The sequence below is a fragment of the Granulicella cerasi genome (genome assembly GCF_025685575.1).
In the GTDB taxonomy this organism is placed as follows: domain Bacteria; phylum Acidobacteriota; class Terriglobia; order Terriglobales; family Acidobacteriaceae; genus Granulicella; species Granulicella cerasi.
On sequence record NZ_JAGSYD010000006.1, the window covers coordinates 181,705 to 198,705 of the forward strand.

Annotated in this window: 14 protein-coding genes and 1 tRNA gene; 8 read left to right on the forward strand and 7 right to left on the reverse strand. The window is 57.5% G+C overall.

The features are described from left to right. Positions 1 to 31 precede the first annotated feature (31 nt). From OHL11_RS17060 to serS, 3 genes are all read right to left on the reverse strand, one after another. Entirely contained in the window at positions 32 to 700 is a 669-nt protein-coding gene (locus tag OHL11_RS17060) for a LolA family protein (protein ID WP_263372752.1), read from the reverse strand. Between the two features lie 70 nt (positions 701 to 770). Continuing rightward, positions 771 to 1,145 carry a hypothetical protein gene (locus OHL11_RS17065; protein WP_263372753.1) on the reverse strand — a complete coding sequence of 125 codons (375 nt, stop codon included), beginning with the start codon at positions 1,143 to 1,145 and terminating at the stop codon, positions 771 to 773. Next, complete coding sequence (gene serS, locus OHL11_RS17070; RefSeq protein WP_263372754.1) at positions 1,146 to 2,474, reverse strand: serine--tRNA ligase; 1,329 nt, start codon at positions 2,472 to 2,474, stop codon at positions 1,146 to 1,148. Between the two features lie 113 nt (positions 2,475 to 2,587). Between serS and purH the strand changes: the two genes are divergently transcribed. From purH to OHL11_RS17090, 4 genes are all read left to right on the forward strand, one after another. Continuing rightward, the gene (gene purH / locus OHL11_RS17075) at positions 2,588 to 4,147 is read left to right on the forward strand and encodes a bifunctional phosphoribosylaminoimidazolecarboxamide formyltransferase/IMP cyclohydrolase (protein WP_263372755.1); all 1,560 of its coding nucleotides are present in this window, start codon (positions 2,588 to 2,590) and stop codon (positions 4,145 to 4,147) included. Positions 4,148 to 4,274: 127 nt separating this feature from the next. Continuing rightward, entirely contained in the window at positions 4,275 to 6,338 is a 2,064-nt protein-coding gene (locus OHL11_RS17080; RefSeq protein WP_263372756.1) for a tetratricopeptide repeat protein, read from the forward strand. 36 nt (positions 6,339 to 6,374) lie between these two features. Next, entirely contained in the window at positions 6,375 to 7,541 is a 1,167-nt protein-coding gene (locus OHL11_RS17085) for a deoxyguanosinetriphosphate triphosphohydrolase family protein (RefSeq protein ID WP_263372757.1), read from the forward strand. A 55-nt stretch (positions 7,542 to 7,596) separates the two neighbouring features. Beyond that, positions 7,597 to 7,672, forward strand: a tRNA-Glu gene (locus OHL11_RS17090). Positions 7,673 to 7,761: 89 nt separating this feature from the next. Here the strand turns inward: OHL11_RS17090 and OHL11_RS17095 are convergent. Continuing rightward, positions 7,762 to 8,373, reverse strand: coding sequence for a tyrosine-type recombinase/integrase (locus OHL11_RS17095; protein WP_263372758.1), 612 nt, complete (start codon positions 8,371 to 8,373; stop codon positions 7,762 to 7,764). Between the two features lie 158 nt (positions 8,374 to 8,531). Here OHL11_RS17095 and OHL11_RS17100 point away from each other — a divergent pair, with 158 nt between their 5' ends. The 4 genes from OHL11_RS17100 to OHL11_RS17115 all read left to right on the forward strand — a co-directional run bounded on the left by OHL11_RS17100 (position 8,532) and on the right by OHL11_RS17115 (position 13,895). Further along, entirely contained in the window at positions 8,532 to 9,803 is a 1,272-nt protein-coding gene (locus OHL11_RS17100) for a hypothetical protein (protein ID WP_263372759.1), read from the forward strand. Between the two features lie 54 nt (positions 9,804 to 9,857). Next, positions 9,858 to 11,978, forward strand: a complete 2,121-nt coding sequence (locus OHL11_RS17105; RefSeq protein WP_263372760.1) for an ATP-binding protein — start codon at positions 9,858 to 9,860, stop codon at positions 11,976 to 11,978. Further along, a complete protein-coding gene (locus OHL11_RS17110) occupies positions 11,978 to 13,399 on the forward strand; it encodes a hypothetical protein (RefSeq protein ID WP_263372761.1) in 1,422 nt (473 codons plus the stop codon). The genes OHL11_RS17105 and OHL11_RS17110 overlap by 1 nt, the downstream gene beginning before the upstream one ends. Positions 13,400 to 13,490: 91 nt before the next feature. Next, entirely contained in the window at positions 13,491 to 13,895 is a 405-nt protein-coding gene (locus OHL11_RS17115) for a hypothetical protein (RefSeq protein ID WP_263372762.1), read from the forward strand. A 233-nt stretch (positions 13,896 to 14,128) separates the two neighbouring features. Here OHL11_RS17115 and OHL11_RS17120 read toward each other — a convergent pair whose 3' ends face one another. From OHL11_RS17120 to dcm, 3 genes are read right to left on the reverse strand one after another with little or no spacing between them, the layout of a single operon-like run. Next, a complete protein-coding gene (locus OHL11_RS17120) occupies positions 14,129 to 14,518 on the reverse strand; it encodes a very short patch repair endonuclease (RefSeq protein WP_263372763.1) in 390 nt (129 codons plus the stop codon). A 31-nt stretch (positions 14,519 to 14,549) separates the two neighbouring features. Next, a complete protein-coding gene (locus tag OHL11_RS17125; protein ID WP_263372764.1) occupies positions 14,550 to 15,731 on the reverse strand; it encodes a type II restriction endonuclease in 1,182 nt (393 codons plus the stop codon). Beyond that, positions 15,700 to 16,956 carry a DNA (cytosine-5-)-methyltransferase gene (gene dcm / locus OHL11_RS17130; RefSeq protein WP_263372765.1) on the reverse strand — a complete coding sequence of 419 codons (1,257 nt, stop codon included), beginning with the start codon at positions 16,954 to 16,956 and terminating at the stop codon, positions 15,700 to 15,702. The genes OHL11_RS17125 and dcm overlap by 32 nt, the downstream gene beginning before the upstream one ends. Positions 16,957 to 17,001 lie beyond the last annotated feature (45 nt).

The following is a 17,001-nucleotide window of genomic DNA, read 5'->3' on the forward strand; positions in this document are numbered from 1 at the left end:
AGCTGGGCGAAGGGCTGATGGAGCGGGGAACTTAGTGTGCAGCCTTCGTTGCGTTGCCGGGAATGCTGTACGGCTTCTTGTTCACCTTGCCGCTGTAGTTGAAGTTCGTGTAATCCGCCGTGCGGGTGTCGCCGTTCGGCTGGAAGAAAATCTGGCGAACGGAAACACCGTGATCGAGATCAAGCCAGAGCGTGATGTGCGTGAAGTTGTTGCGCACACCGGCATCCTTCGAAACGAGGTCGAGCTTTTCGGCCTTCACGCCGTTCACAGTCTCGCTGCCCAGGTCGTTGATCGTCCACGCCTTCGCGAGGTCCGTACCTGAGCCACCGAAGCCGAGCGTCAGGAAGCTCTCATAGCTGGCCTGGTTATTGCCCGCCTTGAAGACATCGTCCTGATTGGTGCCGGGGGTGTAGAGCTGCAGCGTACCGCCGTCGTAGTTGATCTTCTTCGAAGGCTCTTTGACGCCGGGATCGAAGAAGAGCGCTCCCATGCTGACGGCCTTGCCCTGACGCAGGACAAAGATCTTGCCGGTCTGTTTGGTGTGGTCCTTCACGACGCGCACATAGTTGTCATAGGCCACGTCGGCTTCCGCGCCTTTGAACTTTGCACTGGCAGCGTCGAGCTTGGTGATGACCATCGGCAGCTGCGCGCTGGTGGTGAGGGAGACGGCGAACATCGCGGACAGGATCAGCTTCTTCATGCGTTCCTCGTGCGGCTTCGGGAGAAGCCTCTTGGTACAGACGCAGCTTTGCGCCGGGGAGTTGTGACGACTAGCGGCTGACGGTTGCGTCCCACGCGACGATCTTTCCGTGAACATCGTTCACCGGGGCAATCTTTTCGATCTGCACGGAACCGGCGATCGGGTCGATTACCTTCGCCATCGCGGTGCGGCGGTCGTCCTCTGTCATGGCGCCGCCGAGGTCGGCGTCGCGGACCTCAAAGATCATGCGGTGATCGCCGTCCATCGCGTGCTTCACCAGCACCTCGCTCGGCGTCAACGTCGGCGGGGCCTGCGGCTTGTCGCGGAAGTCGATGTAGTGCGGGCCGATGAAGAGGAACGCGAGGATCAGCGTCACCATGATGTCGTAGTGCAGCGAGCCGCGGTCGTGGGTCCACCAGAAGTAAGACTTGAGCAGTCGAAACATTTAGATCGCCTTCCCGAATCGCTGCGGCGTGATGACTGTTTCGCCGCCCATGTACGGCACCAGCGCCTCCGGCACGCGTACGGAGCCGTCCGGCTGCTGATAGTTCTCGAGGATCGCGAGGTACGTGCGCCCGACCGCGAGGCCAGAGCCGTTCAGCGTGTGCACGAACTCGCTCTTGTTCGTGCCCGCCGGCTTGAAGCGGATGTTCGCGCGGCGTGCCTGAAAGCTCTCGAAGTTCGAGCAGGAGCTGATCTCGCGATAGGTCTGTTGGCCCGGAAGCCAGACTTCCAGGTCGTAAGTCTTCGCGCTGGAGAAGCCCATATCTCCACTGCAGAGCAGCATACGGCGGTAGGGAAGACCGAGTTTTTCGAGCACCGCTTCGGCGTGCGAAGTGAGCGCTTCGTGCTCGGCTTCGCTCGTTTCCGGCGCGACGAACTTCACGAGTTCGACCTTCTGGAACTGGTGCTGGCGGATCATGCCGCGCACGTCGCGCCCGTGGCTGCCGGCCTCGGCGCGATAGCAGGGCGTGTAGGCGCAGAAGCTGATGTTGCCGCCGCTGAGGTCGATCGTCTCGTCGCGGAAGAGGTTGGTGACCGGCACTTCGGCGGTGGGGATCAGCCAGTGGTCAGAGTCTTTGAGCTCACCGGTGAACGCGCCCTCGTCGTCGCAGTGGAAGAGGTCTTCCGCGAACTTGGGAAGCTGGCCCGTGCCGAAGAGCGACTTGGAGTTCACCATGTTCGGCGGCAACACTTCCACGTAGCCATGCTCGCGGGTGTGCAGGTCGATCATGAAGTTGGCCAGGGCGCGCTCGAGGCGCGCGCCGGAGCCGTAGTGAACGACGAAACGCGAGCCGGAAATTTTCGCCGCGCGCTCAAAGTCGAGAATGCCGAGCGCTTCGCCGAGCTCCCAGTGAGGCTTGGCGTTGGGCAGCTCCACCGGCTCGCCCCAGGTCTTGATGATCTGGTTATCGTGCTCGTCCTTGCCTGCGGGAACGCTGTCGACAGGCAGATTCGGCACGGCTTGGAGCAGTCCGCGCAGTTTGTCGTCCGCGGCGACGGCCACGGCTTCGAGTTCGGCGATGCGATCCTTCAGCGAGTTCGACTGCTGCTGAACGGCGGTGATGTCCTTGCCTTCGCGCTTGAGCTGGCCGAACTGCGCCGAGAGCGCATTGCGCTGCGCCTTGAGGGTTTCGACCTCGGTGATGGCGGCACGGCGCTCGCTATCGAGCTCGGCGAATCCAGAGAGCAGGGCAGCCGCTTCCGGGCTGCGCAAAGCGAGTTTTTCCTGCACCAGCGGCAGGTTGGCACGGACAAAAGCTAAATCGAGCATACGGAGGTATTTTAGCGGGTCACGCGGATCGTGCGCTAATCGAAGACGTTGCAGAAGCCGACACACGAAGTGTGACGAAAATGTCGCAGCCAGAGCCTACAATGAACGGTGGAATGAGCGACCTTAAGACGATCAAGCGTGCATTGTTGTCCGTAACGGATAAGAGCGGGTTGGTAGAGTTTGCCCGCGTTTTGGCTTCGAATGGAACCGAACTGGTTTCCACCGGCGGAACCGCGAAGGCCCTGCGTGATGCAGGTCTTGATGTGAAGGACATCAGCGAGCTGACCGGCTTCCCGGAAATGCTGGATGGCCGCGTGAAGACGCTGCACCCTGTTGTCCACGGTGGCCTGCTGCATCGCCGCGAAGATCCGGCGCACGTCGCTGCCGTCGAGGCGCACAACATCGGACCGATCGACATGGTCGTGGTGAACCTCTACGCGTTTGAGAAGACTGCTGCCAAGCCCGGCGTGGAGCTGGAGGACCTGATCGAGAACATCGACATCGGCGGTCCGTCGATGCTGCGTTCTGGCGCCAAGAATTTCGAGGATGTCGCGGTCGTCACCGACGTGGCCGACTACGCGAAGCTGACCGAGGAGATGGCAGCGAACGGCGGTGCGCTCAGCAAGGCGACGCGTTGGATGCTTGCCCGTAAGGTCTTCGCGACGACCGCTGCGTATGACGCGGCAATCGCCAGCGAGCTGGAGAAGCGTGCGGCGACGGAGAACGATCTGCCCGAGACGCTGCGCGTGATCGCCAAGCGCGAAACCTCGCTGCGCTACGGCGAGAACCCGCACCAGCGTGCGGCGCTCTACACCGACGGCTCGCAGTTCGGCATTGCCAACGCGCAGAAGCTGCAGGGTAAGGAACTCAGCTACAACAACCTCGTTGACCTCGATGCTTGCTGGGGCCTGGCGAGCGAGTTTGAAGAGACCGCTGTGGCGATCATCAAGCACACGAACCCCTGCGGCGTAGGCCAGGGCAACACGGTGCTCGAGGCTTACAGCCGCGCGCTGGAAGCCGATCCCGTCTCGGCGTTCGGTGGCGTGATCGGTATCAACCGCCCGGTCGACGCTGCTGCGGCAACTGAGATCGCGAAGCTCTTCGTCGAAGCGATCGTGGCGCCTGACTTCAGCGAAGAGGCTCTGCAGATCTTTGCGGCGAAGAAGAACCTTCGCCTGTTGAAGATTCAGCCGAAGGCCGTCTCGACGGTGCTCAAGCAGATCTCCGGCGGCTACCTCGTCCAGGACGACGACCACATCCGCGTTCCGGCGAGCGATTTGAAGGTCATGACCGCGCGCAAGCCGACAGACGACGAACTGAAGGCACTGCAGTTTGCCTGGACCGTCTGCAAGCACGTGAAGTCGAACGCGATCGTCTACGCACGCGTGAAGGACGGCTTCGGCCAGACGGTCGGCATCGGTGCAGGCCAGATGTCGCGTGTGGACGCGGCAAAGTTCGGCGCAGTGAAGGCTGCGCTGCCGCTGGCAGGCACTGTAGCGGCCAGCGACGCGTTCTTCCCGTTCCCCGATGGCCTGGAGGCGATCGTCGCAGCAGGTGCGACGGCGATCATCCAACCGGGCGGCTCGGTAAATGACGCGAAGGTTGTGGAAGCAGCGGACCGCCTCGGTGTGACGATGCTCGCGACCGGCGTTCGCCACTTCCGCCACGGCTAGAGCGCGTTTGCCGCGTAAATTGCGGCAGGAAAACGGAGTAGGAAGCGAATCGGCAGGGTGAAGCGTCTAAGAAACGAGTAGGATGCTTACTACAAGAAGTGAAGTGACGCTTCACCCAGGATTCTCGATGACTCTTGTTCGCCGTTCGGCCCTTGCGATTTGGATCGCTGTAGCAACCTCGGCTATGGCCCAGAAGCCTGCCGTCAACCCCGCTGTGAAAGCGCCGGACCACGCCTCGTCCTACTACCACTACGGTTTGGCGAAGGTGTACGAGAATCAGGCCCAGCAGAGCGGTCGTCAGGATTACGCCACGCAGGCCATTGAGCAGTACAAGATGGCTCTCGACGCGGACCCTGATTCACGCGTGCTCTCGAACGGCCTTGCCAATCTCTATTTCAATCTGGGTCGCGTACGCGAAGCCGTCGACGCCGCCAAGGCGCAGGTAGCGCGGAATCCGGATGACGCGGACGCGCACATGCTGCTCGGCCGCACGTATCTGCGCTCGCTCGGCAATGGTGAAGGCCAGCAGTCGCAGGAGATTCTCAACGCCGCCATTTCTGAGTACGAAACGATCGCTCGGCTGAAGCCCGATAATCTCGAAACGCACCTGCTGCTCGGACAGCTTTATGGTTTGGCGCATGACAGCGCGAAATCCGAAGAGCAGTTCCGCATTGCTCAGAAGCTCTCGCCTGGCTCAGAAGAAGTGACGCTGAGCCTCGCGCGTCTCTACAGCGAGCAGGGCGACTTGAAGCACGCCGCAAAGGTCATCGCTGATGTTCCGGTGGACGACCGCACGCCGCGCATGAACTTCGCGCTGGGCAGCATCTATGACCAGCTCAAGCAGCCGAAGGACGCCATCGAAGCCTACCGCGAGGTGCTCGCAGAAGACGGCGACAATCAGGATGCGAAGAAGGCCCTGGCGCAGTCGCTGCTGGCAGATGGTCAGTCCGACGAGGCCGCGAAGGTCTATGCGCAGATTCTGAAGGGTGATCGGCAGGATCCGCAGGCGCTGATTCGTCAGGCAGAGCTTGCTCGCCAGCACGGCAAGTACGAAGAGGCGTTGCGCTTGTTGCAGAAGGCGAATGCTCAGGTCTCGAACAACCTTGAGCTGGAGTACAACCTCGGTCTCGTCTACGACGCGCTGGGCAACTTTGACGAGTCGGCGAAGCAGTTCCGTAAGGCTCTCGACGACTCTGCTTCGGCCGACGGGAAGTATCAGGACTCCGACCTCGTCAATCGTGCGATGTTCCTCGACCGTCTTGCGAACGTCTATCGTGAGCAGGGGAAGACCTCGGACGCCGTTGCAGCGTACGCGGAGATGAGTGCTCTCGGCGGCGACTATCAGCTTCGCGGCACGGACTCTACGGTAGACGCTTATCGCGATGCGCATGACTGGAAGTCGGCGCTGAAGACCGCAGAGGACGCAGCGAAGGCGATGCCGACGAACCGCGAAGCACAGCTCACCTATGCGCGTCAGCTCGGCGATGCCGGCAAGCTCGAAGAGGGCATCAAGCTCGCGAACGCACAGAAGACCGGCAAACCGATGGAGGATCGCGAAGTCGCGTTCGTCGTGGCTGATATGCAGGCCCGCGCGAAGCACTGGAAGGAAGCGATCGCCACGGTCGATGCGACCGAACCGCTCGCAAAGAAGCCCGAAGAAAAGGCGTTCACTTACTACTTCCGTGGTTCGATTCTCGAGCGCCAGAAGATGTTCGATCAGGCGGAGGTGGACTTCCGCAAGGGGCTCGCCATCGATCCGAACAGCGCCTCGATTCAGAATGATTTCGGTTTCATGCTCGCCGAGCGTGGCGTGAAACTGGATGAAGCGTTGACGATGGTGAAGAAGGCCGTTGCCTACGATCCGCAGAACGGCGCGTACCTCGATTCGCTCGCATGGGTCTACTACAAGCAGGGACAGTACGCGCTTGCTGAGCAGTTCGCGCGCAAGGCCGCACAGCGTCAGCCGAACGATCCGTCGATCATGGACCATCTCGGCGAGATTGAAGCGAAGAACGGCAAGCTGCAGGCGGCGGTTCACTCGTGGGAGATGTCGGTTGCGCTCTATGCAACGGCGCTTCCGCCTGAGGCGGACCCTGCTGACGTCGCGAAGGTGCAGAAGAAGCTGGAGACTGCGCGCGTGCGCGTGGCACACAGTGGCGCAGCGAAAGAGGGCGGAGCAACGAAGGAGTAAACCTTCGCGCTTCGCTCGCAAACTACACTGGACTTCGTGAGCTACGACCTACAACGTCTCGGCGTATTCGGTGCAGAAGAACAACGGCTGGCGCTGCGCGAGCATCCTGCGCCGCTTGTCGTTGATGGCCGCACGCCCTTCGAGCGTGATCGTGATCGCATCGTGCAGGCGCGTGCGTTCCGTCGCCTGGCAGGGAAGACGCAGGTCTTCACCAGTCGCGCGAGCGACCACTTCCGCTCACGTCTTACGCACACCATCGAAGTCGCGCAGGTTGCTCGTCACGTTGCAAAAGCGCTCGGCCTGAACGTCGATCTCGCCGAGACGCTTGCACTCGTACACGACATTGGGCATCCGCCGTTTGGCCATGCAGGCGAGCGCGCGCTCGACAAGTGCCTGCAGCAACACGGTCTCCGTTTCGACCACAATATCCACGCGCTGCGCATCGTGGAGCGCTTCGAGCAACGCTACGCGGGGCATCGCGGGCTGAACCTCACGCTCGGTACGCGCGAAGGCATCATCAAGCATTCACGCGATTACAGCGCCGTTACGCATCCCGAGCTTGCACAATATTTCCTCGACGAGATGCCGCCGCTTGAGGCGCAGTTGATCGATCTCGCCGATGAGATTGCGTATCTCACTGCGGACCTTGATGACGGCGTTGAGAGCGGACTGCTCGACGTGCGTCACATCCGCGATGAGATCAGCATCCTGCGTCGCAGCTACGATGCCGTGAACCGCGGACATACCGCTGCGGAAGAACGCTTCGTCTTCCACGACGCTCTGCAGACGATGCAGAAGACGCTCATCATCGATCTCATTCAGACCACTGCAAAGAACGCGCGTGAGGCTGGTTGCGAAACGCTCGAGGATGTTCGTAAGCTGGGCCGACGCATCGCCGTTTTCTCAGACCAGGCGGAGAGTGAGCGCAAAGAAGAGAAGCAGTATTTGTACAACACGCTCTACACTTGCGATGCGCTTGAACTCGAGCACAAGAAGGCTGAAGAGGTCGTTACTGAACTCTTCCAATTCTGGATGGAGTATCCCGAAGAACTGCCTGAGGGCTACGTCGCGGAGATGGAGTCCGAGGGGTTGGCGCGCGTCGTGGCTGATTACATTGCGGGCATGACGGACAACTTTATCCTGATGCAGTATGCCAATGTGCGTCGATTTGTTCGCTCTGGCAAGCTGTTTCAAACTCGCTAAAAACGTGATACCCTAAAAGGGTAGACGCGCTTCCGGCGTGTTTCCCACCTCAAGCGTCCCCGTCGTCCAGTGGCCTAGGACACCGCCCTTTCACGGCGGTAACACGGGTTCGAATCCCGTCGGGGACGCCAACAAAACAAAGCACTTACGAGCTTCGCTCCCCAAAAACATGGGTTCAAAAAGGTTCAATAAGGATTTCCGGGTTCCGGAGCCTGTTGAACTACTCTTCTTCCCCATGCGTCCCGCCTCCCATAATCTGTCTTACGACTCGATTGTGGGCACTGCGTTTCACCTCGGTCACAGCCTGCGTGTACACATCCATGGTGACCTTGAAGTTGGCGTGGCGACGAGTCTCCTGAATCGTCTTCACATCTTCACCGTTGGCCTTCATCAGGGTTCCAAGGCTGTGCCGTAGCGTGTGCCAGCCGACCGGGTCCGTGATCTTGAGATCGTTCTCAAGCACGGGCTTCAGATACACCCGGTAGATCGAGCTCGGCCAGTACGGCTGTTTCCCCTTCTTGGCAGGACTGGCGAATACCCAGTCTGCCGGCTGGTTGTAGGCGCAGCGCGAACGCCACGCGAACAGGATCTCGGCAACTTCTGCACCGATAGGAACCGGCTTCCGCGACGCTTCGGTCTTGCAACGCTCGATCCGCTGCTTGACCACATCGCGGGTCACGCGGAGTTCGAGAGTCTCGAAATCCACGTCCTCCCACTTCAGCCCGAGAATCTCACCGACCCGAAGGCCGGTAGATGCTCCAAGGAGGACGGCCGTCTTCGGAAGATCAACGAGCTTCTCCAGGAACAGCTTGATTTGCTCCGGAGAAAGCACCGTCGGAATTCGGGAACGTTTCGCACTCTGACGGACGTGACGAATCGGATTGGAAGTAACCCATTCCCATCGTTGCGAGCCGAATCGAATTGAACCAATTCATCCGCGTTGAACTCCGAGAGCGAGGCGCAGTCCGAGGATCGGATACGGAGTTCACGGTGCTTGTCCCTCGTTTTGAACTGAACAGCGAAGACCGCAAATGGGCGGCTCAATATCAGGCCGGAGACGTACTCCAGTACACACGCGGCAGCAAAGAATTGGGAATCGGACCACTCGGCTATGCAACCGTCAGGGCCGTTGACGAGCAGGCCAACCGTCTCACGGTGGAGCGGCAAGACGGTCAGCAGGTCACGTACGACCCCAAGCGACTCAGCGGGATCACCGCATACCGAGAAGTTCAGCGCCCGTTCGCGGAAGGCGATCGTCTCCAGTTCACAACCAACAATCGTGCGCTGGGCGTTTCGAACCGACAACTCGGAACAGTGGACAGCTGCACAACGCATGAACTGAGAGTCCGTCTGGACGGAGCAGAGCCTCGCGTCGTGAGCTTTCGCCCGGAACAAATGCGCCATTTCGATCACGGGTACGCGGTTACTTCACATAGTTCGCAGTGGCTCACAGCCGACCGCGTCCTGATCAACGTGGAGGTCTCTGCACACCGCGACCTCATAAATCAGAGATTCGCCTACGTTGCTGTATCCCGAGCCGCGTATGACGTGCGGCTTTACACCGACGATGGCAGCCGGTTGGAAAGAGATCTTGCCCGAGAAGTCGGCAAATCAGCAGCCATCGACTTCGGCCCCCGAAGTGACAACATGTTGACCATTCATAGAGAACACGCCCAACAGAGCAAAGCATCTCCTGAGTCGCAGAGGATACCCGTCGAGCTCTACGCCGCTATGCTGAGGCCGGAGACTGTGCACCAAGACATAAGCTTCGCGGAGAGACAATTCGCGCAAGGCGTTCCATATTCCGAAGGAGTGGCTAATCTGATCAGTGACCACGTCCTGCGGATAGCGGCAGATCGCTCGACGTTGTCGCTAACTAGGCGCTATGCGACGCAGGTCACCGATCTCGTCCGCAATCCCTATGATCGTTCGGTCGAAAGGATCTCGGCGAGCCTCATACCGTCCACGCAGGACGCGATTCGCTGGGAGCCAGCCCAGAGAGTTCTTGGAGCGTCCCAGTGCGACTCATTGCTCTGGAAACGTGAACACGGCGGCATCCAGAGCTACCAGCAAGCGGCACACCCGAACGGTTGGCTCCACATCGACGGCAGCGGCCAATTCTTCGACCGAAACGCCCGCCCAATCTCTCCTCAGGAAGCAGTAGTCCCTCTTGGATTCACACTCAATGGAGCTCGGGCACATGAACGAGTGGAGAATAGAACAATCGATGACGGCGGCGCCAAAATCGAGCTGTTGACGTGACGACTCTCCACAAATTGAACTGACGAGACGCGGACTTCGCGTATCCTTTATACCTTGAGCGAATCTTTCCAAAGTCATAGTTCTACGTTTCGGCCCCGCGCGCGACTTCTGCAGCTGCTCGGAGACCAGCTGATTGGCAGTGCTCGCTTAGCGGTCTTCGAATTGGTAAAAAACGCTTATGACGCCGATGCTTCCAAAGTGTCAGTAGAAATAGGAGGGTTGGGAACAGACGAGCCAACGATCTCGGTGACAGACGACGGAGAAGGAATGTCCCTATCAACTTTAACGGACATCTGGTTGGTACCGGGCCACGAAAATCGAGAAGTACAGCGTCAGCGGCTAATACGCAGTCCGAAGTTCCACCGTCTGCCTCTAGGTGAGAAAGGCGTTGGAAGATTTGCAGTTCATAAACTCGGTAATTCGATTGAATTGGTCACGAGGCATGCAGGTTGCAGAGAGTGTGTCGTGAGAATCGATTGGAATCAGATAATCTCCAAACCGTTCCTTTCCGAAGCACCTGTGCAGATTGAAGAACGTTCGCCTCAGGTGTTCACAGGGCAGCGGACTGGCACGCAGATCACAATAAGCGATTTGCGTCAAAAGCATTGGTCTCGCGGTGACATCCGTCGACTGCAGAGACAGATCACTACTATCGTTTCTCCCTTCGATGAACCCGGCTCTTTCTCAGCAGTCCTAGAAGTACCGGGCCGTGAACTGTGGATAGCCGGTATCCCGGATGTCGGAACGATACTTTCTCGTGCGACGTGGAAATTTTCATTCGAACTCATCGATGGTGAATACAACTGGTTCTATCAATTCCTGCGAATCCCTTTGTTGAGACTAGAGGGGCGTGAACTCGTAGGGACAGGCGAGAAGCTCCTTTTGCCCCCAAGCACGAAACGGGACAAAGTGACGGCAACGGCAGACTTCCAGGAAGGGATCGGGCCCGTCTCTGGCGACTTCTATGTATACGACCGCGATCGTGATTATCTCCGTCTACTCACCGAAAGCAAGTTGGTAACGGATTACCTTGATGAAAATGGCGGCGTTCGCGTGTACCGCGATGGAATCCGCGTTTACAACTATGGCGAACCCACAGATGACTGGCTGGGGTTGGACATGCGTAGGGTGAACACTCCCACTAGAAGCATCAGCCGAAATATCATCATCGGAGCCATAAATCTCCAACTTGATTCGAGTCAAGCACTGGTCGAGAAGACCAACCGCGAAGGATTTGTAGAGGATCAAGCACTTCTACATCTCAAGGACATCGTTCTCGGAGCCCTGATGACCCTTGAAGTCGAACGGCAGAAAGACAAAGAGGCTATTAGGAGCCTCACAGGTAAGGCTTCCGATATTGAGACAGAGAAGATTCGTCAGCCTTTGAACGAGCTACGCCGTGCCATCAGGCGTGAAGGCCTAGAAGGCAAACTCTTCAAGTATGTAGATAAGATCGAGCTCGACTACGAAGACATGCAACGAACCCTGCTGCACGCTGGCATGGCCGGTATCAATCTTGGGGTGGTATTTCATGAAGTAGAACGGGGCGTAAAGACCCTCCATCGCGCCATCCAGATGGGTGAAAACCGACAAACCGTCCAAGAGCAATCGGAAGGTTTGATGGGGCTGCTGGACGGTTTCGCGACCATCCTTCGTAGGGATGACGGCGCAGTTCAGAGTGCAAAAAAGGTTATTGATCGGGCAAGACGCAACAATTCCTTACGCTTCAATCACCACAGAGTTCGCTTTGAAGCACCGATTTTGGAAGGCGGGTTGGGAGACTTCGATGCTCAGATGTCCTTTGGCTTGGTCGTGGGAGCGGTCGGCAATCTCATCGACAACGCGCTCTATTGGGTGCGTGTGAGATGGCCAGACGTGCCAGCGAAAAGTCAGATGACGCCGCGCAAGATATATGCCGGCATCACCAACGAGCTTGAAGAGGGCCCCGCCATCATCATAGCTGACAATGGACCAGGGCTTAAGGACGCTCCAGACCGCGTCGTGTCCCCGTTTTACACTCGCCGACCGGGAGGCATGGGACTAGGACTTTACTACGTGAACATGGTTATGCAGCTGAGTGGAGGATCGCTGCGCTTCTTAGAGCCGGGGGAAATCGACTTGCCTGAAGGATATGACGGAACTATCGCTGCACTGATTTTTGGAGAAAAACGCTAATGCTGCCAAAGCCGCGCGTAGCTGCAATCGATGATGAGAGCAGCGCCCTTGTAGCAATTGCAGATGCTCTAAACGCCTCAGGCGCTGCGTGCCTGAAGCTGCTCTATACCGGAGACCTGCCAGATGGAGCGAAACTGGAGCAAGTCCGAGTTCTCTTTATGGATTTGCATCTCAGTCTCCAAAGCAACGACCAAACTCAACACTTCAGCACCATCGGGGGCATCCTACGGGACAACATTGCCCCCAACAATGGTCCGTTCTTGCTGATTGTCTGGACGCTTTTCCCCCCTCAGGTGGAGGGCCTTGCTCAGTTCCTCTGCGAAAGATTACAGGACACTCCGCATGCGATCCCGACTCAGATCAAGACGCTTTCCAAAATCGACCATATACGCGGTACGGAGGTCATTGACCCCGCAAAGCTTGTCCAAGCGGTTCAGAAAATGGTGGTTTCAGAACCTCAAATTGCAGCACTCATTAACTGGGAAAATCGTGTGAGTGATGCAGCAGCGGACACCATAGCTCAACTCGTGAATTTGGTGCCTAGCGACAAGAGAGACACCCCAGCCCTTGTCGTAGAAATAGGGCGCTTGCTTAATGCGCTGGCCACTGAGGCTGTAGGTGCTAGCAATGTTGGAAAGGACCGTTTCGCTGCTGTGAACGAAGCTCTCCTGCCCATTCTGTATGACCGCGTATCCAGACTCCGAATGGCGGCGCCAGACGAAAGGCTCTGGAAGCAGGCGATAGCCACTCCCGGCAAGAAGGCCGACCTTTCAGACGAGGAAGCGGCACACCTGAATACGATGCTTCACGTGGATCTGGATGTTAGCGCGGTGAAGCCCACGGATCGAGGTGTAGTGCTGGAATGCCCAGCCGCAACGCTTGAAGATGCTCCATTCCGCGAGGCATTCGGTATGGACACAACGAGTTTCCTGAGAGATCAACTCTCGTTGGACCCGACGGCGAACGTTCGCTGGATATTGGTTCAGATCGAAGGCATTTGCGATTACGCTCAGGCTCAAGCCGGTCCCGCTCTTTATGTATTGGGCGTTGAAACATCAGCAAAACAAATGAAAGTTTCCCCGCAAGCGGTCTGGCAGAGTCCAATACTAGCAATCGAAAACGAGCAGAGACAGATCTTCGTTAATTACCGCTTTTGCCGCACTTTTACGGATGCCCTCGTCAAAGCCAACAACAAGCACTATAGACTCAGAGAGGCCCTCACGAATGACCTCGTTTCTCGCTTTCACAGCTATGGAGCACGACCGGGAATCATCGCGTTTCGACAGGCGTCGCTTCCAAAGTTAAGCTCCGCGGTTGCTGCGACCCCGCCTGAGTCACAAGACCCCGGAGGCGCTGAGCAAAAGGCCAAGCCCGCTGAGAACAGCGCTCATGATTTTACTGTTCCCCACCAAGTAGATTGATTGTCCGCGAATCACGCGAATGTTGTTGATCGGCAAATTTGCTCCTGGACGCTGGAGACCAACCCTGGAATAATCAGGGTAGCGAGGACGGGTGCCAAGACAGGAAACATTCTTCGAGCAGCAGACGGGAGACCGGAAGGTTGAGGTTCTGAAGACCTACGATCAGAGCTATGCGAGAGAGGCATTTGAAAGCATGGATGAGATTTCCATGCAGAAGCTTTGGGACACTCTCAGACCGGAAGCGATTTACGATGCGGAAGGTCTTCCAAAGCTGAATGACCCGAATGACGTGAATGGCGAAGCACAAGCATTCCTGTGGGATGAGTTGGTCGAGCAGGCGCTTGAAGATCCCCGCGCATACCCCCGCGCAACGTCTTTCTTCATCGTCAACGAAAGTAGAGGCAACATCAACTCCAGCCTCTATGTTTCCCCGGACTGGCCGAGCGCCGAGGCTTTTGCAAAGGCCAGACTTGCCGATGAAGCACTCTCAGAGTGAGCAATATCGAGTTGTGGGGTCAAGAGCGGCGGGCCGAACAGGTCGCCAAATCCACGAGGCTGGCGGTTCATGCGCAGAACACAGGTTGCGACGGCATGATCTGCGTCGCCGTCGAACGAGCCGCGAGTGGTGAAGTTCTCTTAGGAAAGCTTTCCTGCCCTTTTACATCTTCCCGGCTAGCGTTCGACCCACTTCGTCCGGCGAGTGCATATTGAGTTGACCTGTCCTGGAAGTTAACAGCTCTGCGTCAGTGTTTGCGCCAGTGCCTTTCTGAGCAGAACGGTTAGTTCGCTTGAGGTTCGGGTTTCACACTCCCAGATTGTAAGAACGCGCCAGCCAAGTTCTTTGAGCTGCTGGTCCTTGCGTTTATCCCGCTCAACAGTGCCGCCTCGCTTTTCTGCCCAGAAGTTTGGCCGGGTTTTTGGTGTCACGGCGCCCCAGCGACAATCGTGCGAGTGCCAAAAACACCCATGAACGAAGATGGCGACCCGGTGCTTCGGAAGCACGATGTCAGGTCTGCCTGGTAGATCTTTCCGATGCAGTCGAAACCGATACCCCATTTCATGCAGAGCAGAGCGCACCAGCAGTTCGGGCGTTGTGTTCTTGCCCTTAATCGCCGCCATGTTGCGGCTGCGCTGCTCGGGAGTATGGACATCAGTCACGAATCGTTAGACGCCGGGCAGCCTCGACGAAGCTTTCCATTGTTAGAGGCTGCACGACTCCATCGGAGGGATAATGCTTGTGGAAGGGAGTAGGAACGACCAGCGATACATTCGCAGCTTCCATCTGCTTCAGTTGCGTCGCCGTCACGCCCTGCTGGAGGGTGATGAGATGCTTTCGCGGTACCTTGAGCCCTTCCTGAGTGACCTGACGCCAGCGATCCTTGCAAGTCGTCTTGAGGCCAACCACCATTAGCTTCTCTGGCGGACACGAGGGATCTAGGTATGCTTCTTGGCTCGGAATGATGATGTCTGGTGTCCCATCAGGTCCAAGGTCCGGGCGCATCTTATGCGGTACTTTGGCCGCTTCGAGAATCGCGTGGACGTGATTCTCGAATGATCTGCCGGCACGGCTCTTGCGGCGGTTCATGATGCTGCCCGCCACTTTCAGGAAGTCGTCAATGTCCTTGAAGAGACGACCGCTCACATCGTTCTGGCAGACAATACGTTCCACTGCACGGAATAGCTCGTACTCGGTGCTGTAGGCCTCAACCAGCACCAAATCCAGAGGCTTCTTTGAGAACTTCTTCGAGCAGCCTTTCAGAATGTCCAAAGTCGCAGCCGAGAACACATCGTTAGGAGGAAACGATGTGAAGCCAGCCGAGAACTGTCTGATCCGCCGCTCAACGCACGCATCTTCATTCTCTTCCGTGGCGGGGGCTCCATCGATAAAGACACCCCACTTCCCAAAAGCATCAACGCCCAAAGTCGACTGGATCTCTTCGATGTCCTCGTCGAAATCAAGGACGTAGGCCAGTGCTTCGCCCGGCGCAGTCGAAATCAGCACGAGCATGTCACCAACAACGCCTTCGTTTAGAAAGGGGAAGTCCTTGCCGAATCGGGTGAGCCGGTATTCCGACCGAGTCTTGTTGCCGTAGAAGGTGATGACCGATTCGGTCACTCGCCCATCCTGCCAAGTGATTGTGAGATCGTGCTTGCTGTTGGCACCCTTCTCCGGTCCGTGAGGTGTAAAAAGCCCGTGGACGATCTTCGGTAGATAGAAGCCGCACTCATGACTACCGGTCAAGCCGACGTTGTTGCGAGAAATGAACTTCAACAGCGCGTTGCCATGCTTCAGCGCATCTTCAATTGCTCTTTCGCAGTACGGGCTTGTCACCTGCTCCCCTTGCCCCCGTGGCACTCTGTGTGCCCGCTCTCTTCAACACGCAACCATTCTCCATCAGCTTCTCAGCAATGACACGAGAAATCTCTCGCCCGACGGCCTCGACTACCGGCGGACAGACTGCATTACCAAACTGACGGTACGCCTGAGTATCAGACACAACGATATTGTCTTGGAACTCTTTATCGAAGCCCATCAACCGCGCGCACTCTCTAGGGGTAAGGCGACGCGGTGGTCTGTTCTTGCCCTGGGGGATCAGAATCTCCGAACCGTCCTTGTAATACCGGGCGCTAAGTGTTCTTGATACCCCATCCAGATCAACCAGACCAAACCCGAAGCCATTGCCCTTGAGACGGTGCCCCTCCGCGTACCGTTGCAGGTATTCCCACAGATGCGGCGTGAGCGTGTATTTCTGGTCAGGATCGGGCTCAAGAATGTCCCGCAGCTTTGGTGCCGGGCCAGCCGGAGGCTCTGGGAACACAAAGTCCGGCTTCTTGGGGAATGCAGCACGCTTGTCAAAACAGACGATGTAAACCCTCTCGCGATGCTGTGGCACCCAGCCTGCAGCATCGATCACCTTCGGGAAAATCCAGTAGTCGAGCTCATCCAGCGTGTTGTGAATGACCTCCCAGGTTCGCCCCTTGTCGTGAGATTTGAGGTTCTTTACGTTTTCGAGGAACAGAACAGGTGGCCGCTTCGCTTTGATGATCGTTGCAAGCTGGAAAAACAAATTCCCTTGCGTGGCGCAGTCGAAACCGTGAGCTATACCAAGACTTTGACGCTTGGAGACACCGGCGATGGAGAATGGCTGACATGGAAAGCCAGCGGCTAGGACATCGTGGTCGGGGATGTCTGAAATCTTCACATCCTTGATGTCGCCGACCGGGGTCCGGTGATGCCACGCTTTGTACGTCCTTTGCGAATGTACATCCCACTCGCATGAAAATCGACATTCTCCGTTGATCTTGGCGAGGGCGCTGTGAAAACCGCCGATTCCCGCGAAGAGATCGATGAAGCTGAATGGAGGAAGGTACGTTTCGGTCGCCTTGGCTGAAGGGAAGTCGATCAGCATGGTTCCGTTGTCAGGGCGCTTGCCACTTGCGATCATCATGGCGTTGATGACCACCTCTCGTTGTGACATACGCTTGTCCGCGCGCTCTCCGTCTATCCATCCAACCAACTCGTCGGGAACATCACGAATCAACATCTGTTTTGCCACTTCGCACCTCTGGGACGACCTGATATCAAACGATATCAGTGTTTC